Raw genomic sequence first — 12,297 nt, forward strand, 5'->3', positions numbered from 1 at the left:
GAAGCCGATGGGCAGATATTCGCCGTCCCGCAGCATGTCGCGCACCAGCGTTTCACCCGCCTGCCCCGCGCCCACGACCAGCACCCGCCGCCCGCCAGACAGGACGCGGAAATTCAAACCGTGATCCTTCCACAAACGGTAAAGGAGACGCGGTCCGCCCAGCAGCAGAATAAGAAAGACCGGATAGAGGACAAACGTGGTGCGTGGCACGCCTTCCAGGCGGGTGAAAATAAACAGCAGCAGCAGCGAACACAGCGAACCGGCGGCCACCGCGCGCAGAATATTCCACAAATCCGGGATGCTGGCGAAGCGCCACAGACCGCGGTACAGCCCCACCGGCCACAACACCATGCCCTGCGTCACCACGACGATCAGCATGGAGATGACGTTCCGGTACCAGTCGATCTGATCGAAATAAAAATTGAAGCGCGCGAGCCACGCCAGTTGCCAGGCCAGCCCCACCATGAGCAGATCGTGCAAAATAACCGCCGTCCGGCGATTGAAGCGAATCATGAGCCCGCAGTTCCCCTCTGTTGCCGATGCCTTCTGTGCACCGCCACCCACACCGCCGCGAACAGCATCGCGGACAGACCAACAACAAGCATCAAACCATTATTCCACAGCATTCCCAAACCGACCAAGGGCCATAGCACGACGACATTGTAAACAAGCACCATGACGGCGACGCGACGATGACTCCAGCCCAGTTGCGCCAGACGCTGATAGGCGTGGCTGCGATGCGCGCGGTACCAGCGCTCGCCGGTGAGCATGCGGCGCACCAGCGTGAAAGTCGCGTCCCAGAAAAACACACTGAGAATGACCGTCCACAGCACCAGCGGTATCGCTCCGCTTTTTTCTCCAGCCATTGCCAGCACGCCGAAGGTGTATCCGAGGAAACAACTGCCGACGTCGCCCATGAAGATCCGCGCCGGCGGCCAGTTCCAGAGCAGGAATCCCGCGGCCGCGGCGGCCACCGCCAGCGACAGCATGCCGAGCCCGGGCTGGCCGCGGGCCAGAAACAGGACAAAGCCCGCCATGCCGGCGCAGACGGCCTGCGTGCCGGCGATGCCGTCGGTGCCGTCCATGAAATTGTAGAGATTGATCAGCCAGGCAATAAACAATATCGCGATCGCCGAACCCAGCACGTATCCCGGCTCCCAGCGGACAAAGCCCAGATTGAATGAACTCATGCCGCCCAGGGCGTGCACCGCCCATGCGGCCGCGAGCAGGTACGCCGCGACGCGGGTCAACGCGCTCAAGGGATAATGGTCATCGGTCCAGCCCACCAGCGCCACGGCCGTGCCGCCGATCACCAGCGCCGAAACCAGACCGAGCGGCGGCAGGCGGCGCTCGGTCGCCAGCCACGCCACGGCGAGCAACACCATGAATACAATCGCCGCGCCGCCGCCACGCGGCGTAGGCACCGAATGCAAACTGCGATCGTTGGGCACGTCCAAAACCGCCCCGCGCTCGGCGTAACGGCGCACCACGCCGGTGAGCAGCGCGGAACCCGAGAAAATGACAATGAGAATCAGCGCGTCCACGGTAATTGCCTGAACCATGATGCCGTGCGCGCCAGCGCCTCCGGCGCGGGCACCGGCGGCGACCAGGATAATTCATTGCGAATCAACGCATCGTCAGCGACCAGCGAACCCATAAGGCGCCGCATCAGCCGCGGCCGCAACAACAGATAGGCGCCAAAATGCAACAGCATCGGCGGCACGCCGTACAAACGTGGGGGCCGGTTCAATGCAGCCGCCACCGCGCGGATCAGATCCGGCGTCGAGACATCCATGTCCCTGACGAGATAAGTCCGTCCCGCCGCCGAATTATTCTCAAGGCAGGCGCGCACGGCGTCGGCAAGATTGCCGACATAGATCAAACTGCGCAGATTCCTGATATGCGCGAATGGCAATGGCCAGCCGAGATCAATCATGCGCATCAAGCGTAGAAAATTTGCGCCCACGCCCGGTCCGTACACCAGCGGAGGCCGCAAAACCGCGACCGCCATCCCCGTTTCGTGCGACACCCGCCGCAACACCTGCTCCGCCTCCCATTTACTCGCTGCATAAGCGTCGACGGGTTGCGGGGCGTCTGTCTCCGAAAAACGCCGCCAGGTACCGTCGGGCAGTCTTCCGGTGTGCTCACCGTGAACCTTGATGGAACTCATGAATACAATTCGCTTCACGCCGCGCTGCGCCGCCTGGCGTGCGAGGCTCTCCGCGCCACCCACATTGACACGCCGGTATTCGGCCATCGGATCGGCAGCGCGGTCCCGCATGACATGCGCACGACCGGCGAGATGAACCACGGCGTTCATGCCCTCCAGCGCATCATTCCAATTGGTATCGACGTCCACAGTTCGCACCGGCACCCAATCTTTCAATCCGGTGATATCGCCGGCTGGTGCCAATTGGCGGCCCGTACCACGCACGACGTACCCGGCCAGCGCCAGCAATGCACTGACATGCCGGCCGATGAATCCACTCGCCCCCGTCACCAGCACGTTTTTAATATCCATCTAAAAAAGGCCGTTCGCCCCGAGGTATCGAAGGGCAGGCTCCATATTGTTACGCGATTTCGTCGTGCTTCGATACCTCAGCACGAGCGGTTTTTATCCGCCTTCATCCGCCTACCGCCTTTGATTCCAAAAGCTGGCGGTAAAGGGACAGGGTTTCGGCAACCACCTTCTCGACTGAAAACTCCGCCTCGACCAGGGCCCTGCCCCGCCCGCCCATCCGCCGGCGCATTGCCGCATCATCAAGCAACTGCCGGATCGCAGTTGCCAGCGCGCCAGCATTGCGCACCGGCACGCGCAGGCCGTTTTCACCCTCGTGGACAATCTCGCGGCACCCCGGCACATCCGCGGCCACAATTGCCCGTCCGCAGGCGGCGGCTTCGACCAATACCTTGGGCAGTCCCTCGCGATAAGAAGGTAAACAAACAATTGACGCCTGCACCAGCACGTCAGGCATGTCATCCCGCCGGCCCCACCATTCCACAATGCCTTCCCGCCGCCACCCGTCCAGTCGGGCGGGCCGGATTGAGGCCGGATTCTCCGGATCCGTGTCCCCGACCAGTACAAACCGCGCGCGCTGCCCCGAGGTTTGAAGTCGCCGCGCCGCTTCGACAAATTCGGCCACACCCTTGTCCCATAGCAAGCGTGAAGCCAGCATCACGACAGGATCGCCTTCTGATTCAGGCTGCGGTGTGAATAGCTTCACGTCCACGCCCGAGCCACGAATCAAATGTATGTTCTGTGCGGGCACGCCCTGTTCCATCAGCCAGCGGGCATCATCCGGATTCTGCACGATCACCGATCCACGTTTGAGCAGGAATGAAAACAGGGCGCGCACCACGGCGCCCAACAGCCGCGCTGTGGGGCTGTTCGAAGTAAACAACCAGCCCAGGCCGGCAAGCGCATTCACCACGTGCGGAGTACGGGCGGCGAGTGCGGCCAGGCTGCCGTAAAGCACCGGCTTCATGGCCACATGATGCGCGATGTCCGGCCGCTCACTGCGATAGAGGGTGATCAAACGCATCAACAAAGCAAACTCGATGAAGGGATTCATGCCGCGCCGGCGCAACTCCAGGGGGATTAGCCGCAAGCCGGCATTTATTATTGTGCTGCCATGCTCACGCACGCGCGTGACCACGGTCACGTCATATCCGGCGGCCCTGGCGGCAATCGCCAACGGCAGGCGATGAGAGACGAAGTACCAGTCTTCAGTGACAAAGTAGAGTATTTTTTTTGTCATCCGCGCTGATGCTCCAGCCACGACTGGAACATCAACACGTCCCACAAAAGATATGCCCGGTTGTGACCGCCGCTCAAGTGTTCCTGCCACTTCCGCCGGATCGGCGCGGGATTGAAATAGCCCTCGCGCGCCAGCCGCCCGGCGTCAAGCAATGTCTCCGCCCATTCGCGCAACGGCCCCCGCAGCCACGAATCGATGGGGACGCCAAACCCCATTTTTGGACGCTCCACCAGTTCCCGCGGCACATATTTGTACAGCAGCTGCCGCAACAACCACTTGCCCCTGCCGTTGCGAATCTTCATGGACAGGGGCAACCGCCAGGCAAACTCCGCGACCCGGTGATCCAGAAACGGCGTGCGCGTTTCAAGGCCCACTGCCATCGCCGCGCGATCGACTTTCACCAGAATGTCGTCCGGCAGATAGCTGACCAAATCCAAGGCCATCATCCAGTGTTCAAACTGCCGGAATTGCGCCTGTTGATTCTTCTCGGTCAGCACTGTCGGCGGTTCGGAAGCTCCGCGAACCACGCCGGCCGGCGATTTCCAGTGCGACAGCAATTCCCTGTACGTTTCCTCCGCATTGTTCATCGTCAGAATGCCCGCCAGCTTGTGCAGCTTGTCGCCCGGATTCGCGTAACGCCGGTTGCGGGGGAGAAACAGGTTCAGTATTGAAAAGAGACGATTCCATGCGCCGGGCGGCAAGGAGGTCAATGAACATGCAAGCGCTGCGCGCAGCGGACGCGGCACCCCGGCCCACCGTGGCCCGAGATTCATCGTCCAGAAATAACGGTTATAGCCCCCGAACAACTCATCGCCGCCATCCCCCGACAGACTCACGGTCACATGCCGGCGCGCCATTCTGGAGACAAGATACGTGGGGATCTGCGAGGAATCCGCGAACGGCTCATCGTAGATCGAGGGCAACGATGGAATCACGTCCCTCGCCTCCTGCGGAGTGACATAAAGCTCCGTATGTTCGGTGCCCAGATGACGGGCCACTGCCCTGGCATGCGGGGCCTCGTCATAGTCCTGCTCGGAAAAACCGATGGTGAATGTCTTCACCGGGCGGTTGCTCTGCGCCTGCATCAGCGCCACGACTGCCGTGGAATCCACGCCGCCGGACAAAAAGGCGCCCAACGGCACGTCCGCGACCATCTGCCCGGCCACGGAATCCCTCAGCAGCCGTTCAAGTTCCTGCAGGGCATCCTCCTCGCCGCCACTGAACAGCTCCCGCTGTCCGCGTTCACAGATTTCCCGCGCCTGCCAGTAAGGTTGCACCGGCGGCAGCTGTCCGCGACGCAAATCATCCACGGTTATCGTCAGCGCGCACCCCGGTGAAAGTTTATAAATGCCCTCATAGATGGTGTAAGGACCGGGGACGTAGTTATGGCGCAGAAACAGCGCCAGAACGTCACGATTGACAGGCGCGTTAAAGGCGGGGTGGCCACGCAGCGCCTTCAACTCGGAGGCAAAGAGAAAAACGCCGTTGATCAATCCGTAATACAGCGGCTTCTCGCCCAGTCGATCGCGCGACAGAGTGATCGTGCGCGTTTTTCTGTCCCACAGCGCGATCGCGAACATGCCGCGCATCTGTTTGAGCGCATCGTGGATTCCCCAGGCCTCGCAAGCGGCCAGTATCACTTCCGTATCCGAGTGCCCACGCCAGGCTGCGCCGCGCCCCCCCTCCTCCAGCTTGCTGCGCAACTCCCGGTAGTTATAGACTTCGCCGTTGAACACGATCACATAACGCCCGCTCGCGGAATGCATGGGCTGATGTCCTGCCGGCGACAGATCGATGATGGACAACCGCCGATGCGCCAGCGCGATGCCACTCTCGGCGTCCAACCACGTGCCATGGTCATCCGGACCCCGGTGAGCGATCGCCCCCGCCATACGTTCGGCCACGGCAGCAGCATGACCATCCAAACCGTTGGGGTTGCAGAAGCCAGCGATACCGCACATCAGGTGTTCACCCCAAGCCTGATGCCCAAGCGCGAATTGCAGTATTTTTCAAGGCGGGCTTGATTTGGTGCCTACCGCGAATAATGAAAGCCCGATGGTTGGCCTCATCACGCCTTCCAGTTTCCGAAACACCGGGACCAGTGAATTAAAGAGACTGATCTCTTTCGAGGGCACGGTCTTCCCCAACAGGCTCCCCGTTACCCACCATCCGAACGCTCCAACGAGGTTGAAGCCCCATATTTTAAGATCGTCATAACCGGCCGATTGCATCACGTTCAACAATCGCGCACGGTTGTAGCGTCTGAAATGACCGACAGCCTTGTCCATCCTGTTGTAGATGCCGGGGATGGCGGGAACCTTGACGATGATCGTCCCTCCTTCACGAAGCCTGGAGCGCAGCCGGCGCAAAATCCCAAGGTCATCCTCCAAGTGCTCAAGCACGTCCAGCATGACTATGGAATCAAATTGCCGGTCGCTATCAATTGCCGCGGCATCTCCAAGTTCGACGCTGACATTTTTAAAACGTGAGGTGCGGCTGGCTGCTTGCGCGACGAACGCGGGATCTGCATCGACCGCATGAATGTAATCGACCGCCTGCGCCATCAGCTCGGTGAAGTTGCCGCTGCCGCAACCCACCTCAAGCACTGTCCTGCCGAGATGAGGAAGCAGTTGCGACATGATCCAGTCATTGTAGGCATGCGTCCCACCGAGATGCCTGAGCCACAGCGCCTGGCTGCTCTCAGTCACGTCCGCTGCCCCGCGATTCCAGAATAACCACCGGCGGATGGCAACATTGCCTCACATTTTTCCAGCGCAGCAACGACGGCGATGCCCAAATCCAGAGAAACGTGCTGTGTATCGCCACTGCGAATTGCCGAGCGGAATTCAATGAGGGCGTTTTTCAGCGGCGGTTCGTTTTCAACGGTAATGATCGCGCCCGTGCCAGGGGGCGGTGAGAAAACCGACGTGGCTTCATATCGTTTCAATTTGTGGACGGACTGATCATCGTAAATGAACAGTGAGTCTTCAAGATAAACGGCAAAAAATCTGGTCTTCGGCTGCATGATATTCCCAACGCGCATGTGGATCGGAACCGACATATCAGATTCCAAATGCAGCTCAATGAGTTCACCAGCGGCGCCATCGACATTCCGGTGTTCCAAATACCTGGCCAATCGGCAATTGAGATCAAATCCGAGCAGGTCCATGCAAAGCGCAATGTCATGGCTGCCCCAGTCCCATAATACGGGTACATCCGATCTGAACGGCCCCATATTGCCGGAGATGCAATGCAGGGCGCGTATGGTGTCCGGATTACCGATCTGGTTCTTGAGTTCGCGATAGGCAGGACTGAACAAATGCGTGTGATCCACCATGATGAGGGTGTTATTCGCGCGGGCCGCATTTTGCACGTCCTGCGCCTCCCGCAACTTCATGGTGAGCGGTTTCTCCACAAAAACGGGAATGTGGCGCCGAAGCGCCTCTATTGCCATCTCTGCGTGCACGGCGGGCGGAGTGGCGATGATGACGCCGTCGATGGCTTCCGGGTCCAGCGATTCGCGCCAATCCGTAAAATGACGACAGTCGGCGCCTGCAATATCCGGCGGCCGCGGGCCGCGGCTGGCAGTCCTCGCCAAATCTACATCGGGCGTCTCATTCAGCGTGCGTACTAACGTCCTTCCCCAGCGACCGAGTCCGATCAGTCCCAGCCTGAGCCTGGTCATTCTTTTCCGGTGTAACACTTGTCCGTCCAGGACAGAAACCGTCGCAGTCCCTCGTCAAGATCGACCCTGGGTTCATAACCCAGTTGCAACCTGGCCTTGCGTATATCCGGGCAGCGCCGCTGCGGCTCATCGGCCGGATAACTGTCGGGATATTCGACGACATTCATCTCCAATTCCCGACCAATGGCCTTGCCCATGCGCCTGGCAAGATCGAGCACGCCGATTTCCGGCACGGGATTGCCGATGTTATAAGCCTCACCCGCGACGCCGCGCGCCAGCACGAGGAGAAAACCCACCATGGCGTCCGTGACGTAGCAGAAGGTGCGGGTTTGATCTCCCCGGCCATAGATATGCAGCGGCCGCTTGCCCTTGATCCGGCTGGCGAAGTTGGGCATCACCCGGTAATCGGTTTCCTGCATGCCGGGTCCGAACACGTTGAAGGGACGGATGACATTCGTGTGCGTACCATGCTTGTTGTGATAGATGTAGCACAGCGTCTCCCCCACCCTTTTGCTTTCATCGTAACAGGCCCGCGGTCCCTGGCAGGACACGTTGCCCCGGTAACTCTCCTGGATGGGGACGTGCTTCGGATCGGGATCGCCGTAGATCTCGCTGGAACTGTAAAACACAAAACGCGCGCCATGGCTGTTGGCGAGGTTCAGCATGTTTTTCGTGCCTGTGATCGCGACTTCCAGCGTCTCCATGGGAAAGGCGCGGTAATAAAAAGGACTGGCGATTCCAGCGGCGTGGATCACGTAATGCAACGGTCCCTCCCAGGAAAAAGGGCCGATGACATCATGTTTCACAAATTTGACGTGTTTGCTGTCGTCAAAAAATTCCCCCGCCTTGCCGGCCGTGATGAGATTGTCCAGACCGATGACGGTCACCGGCTCCTTCAATACACGGGTGTTCAAGCGGGAAAATAGCTCCAGGTAATACCGTCCCAAAAAGCCGCGCGCGCCCGAGACGACGATCGTCCTGCCGGCGAAAGCCTCCACCGCCGGGCCGAGCCGTTCGACGATTTCCTCCACGTCGGATGCCAGCAGAAATTCGTTCTCCATTTACACCACCTTAATTTCGGGAAGGGGAATAATAAAATGGCCGCCGGACCGGAGAAATGTCTCGTGTTTTTTCATGATGGAATCTGCAAAATTCCAGGCCAGAATCAGCGCGTAATCTGGCCGTCTTTCATACAGCGCTTGTGGAGACAGTACGGGTATGTGCAATCCCGGCGTATAAAGACCCTGCTTCATGGGGCTGTCATCGACGATGAAATCGATGATCTTCGCGTCAAGGCCGAAATGATACATGAGCGTCGTGACCTTGGCCGGCGCACCGAAACCGGCTATGCGTTTGCCTTCGCGCCTCAAACGTGTCAGCAAGGACATCAATTCTGATTTGAGCAGATTGATCTTGCCAGCCATTTGCACGAAGGTTTTCGACTCGTCCAGTCTCACGTCCCGCTCGTGCTGAATCGCCTCCGTCACGGATTTCCCGACCGACCGTGTGGCGCCCTTGAGCTGCGCGATGCCCCGCAGACTGCCGCCATGGCTGTCAATGCGCACGGCCTCGATCAACTCCATATTCATTGAATCGAAGAATCTCACCAGCGGCATCACGGAATGATAGGAAAGATGCTCATGATAGATGGTGTCGAACAGGACCTTTGCCACCACGTCCACGAGATAAGATACTTCAAACACAAACAAACCATGCGGCGCCAGAAGGTTCTTCACCCCGGTCGTAAATTCACGCAGATCATCCACGTGTGCGTAGACATTATTGGCGCAAATAATTTCGGCGGGGCCGCGCTTCGATCGCAATTCCGACGCCAGCTTCGAGTCAAAGAAAGCAGGCAGGGTTTCTATACCGGAGGCGGTCGCCGCCTCGGCGATATTCCTTGCCGGGTCTATGCCCAGCACGGCATGGCCTGCGTCCTTGAAAAACCTGAGGAGGGTACCGTCGTTGGAACCTACATCCACCACCAGACCGGGACGCGACAACCCCGCATGGCGGATGATCGAATCCGCATATTGCCTGAAATGATTGACGAAGACCGGCGAGGTGCCGGAGACATAGATATAGTTCTCAAACAAGACTTTGGGATCGACCACGTCCAGCAACTGGACATGAAAGCAGGTCTCGCAAAAGAAAACATCGAGGGGGAAACAGGATTGTTCCCGGTCTTTTTCCGACTCGGGAACAAAGGCATTCGCCGGCGGTGTCGGCGTCAGGCTTATCACCCGGGTGAGCAGCCGGCCGCCGCACAACCGGCACGTGTCACGCCGATGGCAGCACTTCATTCAGGGATTGATGGGCGGAATGCGCACCACGTCCGCCTCATAGACTTCCTGCGATCTGGAATTTCTCCCCCAAGTAAGAAACACGGTGTCGGCGGTGAAAACCATCGCGTGATCCACCAACGGCGGCGTGAAGAACATCTGGCCCTGCTTGATCACGACCTTCTCCGGCGACGCGGTGCTGCCGTGGGGACGGTGGTAATAATCGAGACCTCCGGACAACACATAGCAGAAGTGCCAGTCGGTCTTGTGATAATGGTTGGCCCGGACCGTGCCCCGCTTCGAAGTAATAAGGACACAACTCTGCATGTCCATGTCGACCATGGGCTGGATTGAGCCCCGTTCGTCAACAAAGGGAGGTTCCAAAGAGACAATCACCGTGGAAGGCCATTTCCGCCTCTCTTCCTCAGTCACCGGTTTTATCTTCACCTGAAATTCTCCGTCACGGGAATTATTTCGATTCTATGAATGCCATCTTCTACTGCGACGGAACGAAACGCTCCCTGAACATTGTATACAGTACCTCCAACACATGGTGGGCACGAATCTTCTTCCCCTCCGCATAGGTGCGCCCCTGGTAGGTGATGGGCACCTCATAAATGATCTTTGCCCCGCGCACCACCTTGGTCAGGATTTCGGCATGCTGATCCCAGCCCATAGTCTGCAATTTATCAACATCAAGAAGGGGGCGCCGGTACATCAGATAACAACTGTAAACATCCGTGAACGTCGTATTGTTCAGTATGTTGAAAAGCAGCGTGATCAGCCGGTTCCCCACTTTGTGCCAAAAATACGATACACGCGTGTAAGGCGGCGCCATCAAACGGCTTCCCATGACCACCTCGGCACCAAACTTTTGGATGGGAAACAACAACGTCTTGTAGTCGGAGGGATTGTATTCAAGATCGGCGTCCTGGAAAAGAATGTAATCGCCGGTCGCCGCCCCCAGACCCGCTTTCACGGCCGCGCCCTTTCCACGATTCTGCGGGAGCTTGATGAATTTCGAGTATAAGTGCGGCTGCTGCTCGAGCACTCCGACCGTGTTGTCCCGCGAACCGTCGTCCACGACCACCACCTCGAATTCAACACCATCCACCTTCTGCGCGCCGACGCTTTCCAGCACGCTGACGATGGTGCCCTCCTCGTTATAAGCCGGCATGATGACACTGACTTTCACACGGCTCTCCCGAACGTTCTAAAGAACAAGCGGCTGTTGGCCGCCAGCATGAACATCGTGATCACGAAAACATCCTGAACATTCGTTGCAAAGCGCGCCGGGGCGGACGTGTTTACGAGCCCTAGAAAAACCGCATAGGACGCCACCATCGCCAGGCCGACCAGAACGAAAATCCGGCCTTCAGGGGAATATTGCCGCCGACTGATTGCGGACCACGAAAACAAATTGATCGCCCCCATGAGCATTGCGCCGATTATCATAATGGCCAGAATGCAATTGACGGCCAGGATCGCGAAATAAAATAACCTGTAGAGGGCATGCACCCAACCATCATTCCCGAAAGACAATTCCCGGGTTTCATCCAATGCCGTTCTCAAGGTCGGGAAATAATCACGCGTCGTGCCTTCCGGCAGATGGCGATGCAGGAGCACACGCCATCGATTCATTTCCGCTCCATGATTCGCGTACGATCCCGGCGTGAGGTTGTCGGAATAAAACAGGCCGCCACTGTGCGGGAATAAACCGGCGGTTTGAATCAGCGCATACCAAAAGTATTTGCCCGGATGCGCCTTTATCGCCTCCTCCGCCAGCGCCAGATAGATTTCGTTCATCCGCGCCACATTGCTCTGCGAGCCCTCCGCTTTATTACTCTCAACGTAGTGTTGAATTATCGACGCCGGGCTTTCACCACCGAAATCATCACTGAGACGCCTCTTGGAAGAACCGTATACAAGCCAATCCGGTTGATGGTTGCCCTCTGAAACGTATTTCTCATTGTACAGCGGCAGAACCCGCCGCAATTCCTGCTTCAACTCCGGATAGATACCATCGTCGAGAACGGTGAATTGCCCCACGTGGGAATAGAGGTTCCAGCCGGTAAAGTTCGTGAACTCATAGGGCCCGTACTGCTTGTGGAAAAGATAACCGTAGCCAAACAGGCAGGATCCTGTAATCGAGAGAAACATGACGGCGGCGGCGCCCAACTGCCGCCGGCGAGCGGGAGACAGCCACACGGCGACCATCGGAAAATACAAGAGAGTCACGGGGATCAGCACCAGCGCCGAAGGCTTGACCAGCACGTTGAAAACGACAACCAGGGACAGCGCCAGAACCACCCACGGTTGCCATGCTTTGCGAACACACCCGATGATTATGGCGAAATAAACAACATAGAAAACACGGGCGACATGCTCTGACAACAGAAAATATTCAAAAGCGAGATTCTTCTGTACAAATGACAAATACACCGCCGTCGGCAATGCACACAACCGCAGGAAGGCGTGTCCGATCAACGCCCAGACGATCATCAACGTGGAAAACAACCAAAGAAGATTATTCACAATCAGGATGCCGATGGGATGCTGAAAAAGCATCAGG

The 12,297-nt window shown here is 58.2% G+C and carries 12 protein-coding genes; all 12 read right to left on the reverse strand.

The window, feature by feature from the left end; all coding sequences use genetic code 11:
* Positions 1 to 513 (reverse strand): polysaccharide biosynthesis protein (locus VMH34_07445; protein HTT08609.1); only part of this gene is annotated, 513 nt, incomplete at its 3' end.
* The gene (locus VMH34_07450) at positions 510 to 1,562 is read right to left on the reverse strand and encodes a glycosyltransferase family 4 protein (GenBank protein ID HTT08610.1); all 1,053 of its coding nucleotides are present in this window, start codon (positions 1,560 to 1,562) and stop codon (positions 510 to 512) included. The genes VMH34_07450 and VMH34_07445, both read right to left, overlap by 4 nt.
* Positions 1,532 to 2,521, reverse strand: coding sequence for an NAD-dependent epimerase/dehydratase family protein (locus tag VMH34_07455; GenBank protein ID HTT08611.1), 990 nt, complete (start codon positions 2,519 to 2,521; stop codon positions 1,532 to 1,534). Before VMH34_07455 ends, VMH34_07450 begins: the two co-directional genes overlap by 31 nt.
* Before the next feature lie 103 nt (positions 2,522 to 2,624).
* On the reverse strand, positions 2,625 to 3,758 hold the full coding sequence (locus VMH34_07460; protein ID HTT08612.1) for a glycosyltransferase family 4 protein: 1,134 nt from the start codon (positions 3,756 to 3,758) through the stop codon (positions 2,625 to 2,627).
* Positions 3,755 to 5,719 (reverse strand): asparagine synthase (glutamine-hydrolyzing), encoded by a 1,965-nt coding sequence (asnB, locus tag VMH34_07465; protein ID HTT08613.1) that lies wholly within the window; start codon positions 5,717 to 5,719, stop codon positions 3,755 to 3,757. The genes VMH34_07460 and asnB overlap by 4 nt, the downstream gene beginning before the upstream one ends.
* A 48-nt stretch (positions 5,720 to 5,767) precedes the next feature.
* The gene (locus VMH34_07470; protein ID HTT08614.1) at positions 5,768 to 6,397 is read right to left on the reverse strand and encodes a class I SAM-dependent methyltransferase; all 630 of its coding nucleotides are present in this window, start codon (positions 6,395 to 6,397) and stop codon (positions 5,768 to 5,770) included.
* Positions 6,398 to 6,462: 65 nt separating this feature from the next.
* On the reverse strand, positions 6,463 to 7,443 hold the full coding sequence (locus VMH34_07475) for a Gfo/Idh/MocA family oxidoreductase (GenBank protein HTT08615.1): 981 nt from the start codon (positions 7,441 to 7,443) through the stop codon (positions 6,463 to 6,465).
* Entirely contained in the window at positions 7,440 to 8,504 is a 1,065-nt protein-coding gene (locus VMH34_07480; GenBank protein HTT08616.1) for an NAD-dependent epimerase/dehydratase family protein, read from the reverse strand. The genes VMH34_07475 and VMH34_07480 overlap by 4 nt, the downstream gene beginning before the upstream one ends.
* The gene (locus VMH34_07485; GenBank protein HTT08617.1) at positions 8,505 to 9,746 is read right to left on the reverse strand and encodes a class I SAM-dependent methyltransferase; all 1,242 of its coding nucleotides are present in this window, start codon (positions 9,744 to 9,746) and stop codon (positions 8,505 to 8,507) included.
* A complete protein-coding gene (locus VMH34_07490; protein HTT08618.1) occupies positions 9,747 to 10,172 on the reverse strand; it encodes a cupin domain-containing protein in 426 nt (141 codons plus the stop codon).
* 49 nt (positions 10,173 to 10,221) lie between these two features.
* Positions 10,222 to 10,920, reverse strand: coding sequence for a glycosyltransferase family 2 protein (locus tag VMH34_07495; GenBank protein HTT08619.1), 699 nt, complete (start codon positions 10,918 to 10,920; stop codon positions 10,222 to 10,224).
* Positions 10,917 to 12,297: hypothetical protein (locus VMH34_07500; GenBank protein ID HTT08620.1), on the reverse strand; the 1,381-nt coding region annotated here is incomplete at its 5' end. The genes VMH34_07500 and VMH34_07495, both read right to left, overlap by 4 nt.

Source organism: Gammaproteobacteria bacterium (assembly GCA_035501935.1).
Classification (GTDB): Bacteria; Pseudomonadota; Gammaproteobacteria; order JAJPIJ01; family JAJPIJ01; genus JAJPIJ01.

Excerpts from the sequence above, each read along its gene's own strand:
- VMH34_07450 (HTT08610.1), bottom strand. The coding sequence starts at position 1,562 with ATGGTTCAGGCAATTACCGTGGACGCGCTGATTCTCATTGTCATTTTC.
- VMH34_07455 (HTT08611.1), bottom strand. The coding sequence starts at position 2,521 with ATGGATATTAAAAACGTGCTGGTGACGGGGGCGAGTGGATTCATCGGC.
- VMH34_07460 (HTT08612.1), bottom strand. The coding sequence starts at position 3,758 with ATGACAAAAAAAATACTCTACTTTGTCACTGAAGACTGGTACTTCGTC.
- asnB (HTT08613.1), bottom strand. The coding sequence starts at position 5,719 with ATGTGCGGTATCGCTGGCTTCTGCAACCCCAACGGTTTGGATGGTCAT.
- VMH34_07470 (HTT08614.1), bottom strand. The coding sequence starts at position 6,397 with ATGTCGCAACTGCTTCCTCATCTCGGCAGGACAGTGCTTGAGGTGGGT.
- VMH34_07475 (HTT08615.1), bottom strand. The coding sequence starts at position 7,443 with ATGACCAGGCTCAGGCTGGGACTGATCGGACTCGGTCGCTGGGGAAGG.
- VMH34_07480 (HTT08616.1), bottom strand. The coding sequence starts at position 8,504 with ATGGAGAACGAATTTCTGCTGGCATCCGACGTGGAGGAAATCGTCGAA.
- VMH34_07485 (HTT08617.1), bottom strand. The coding sequence starts at position 9,746 with ATGAAGTGCTGCCATCGGCGTGACACGTGCCGGTTGTGCGGCGGCCGG.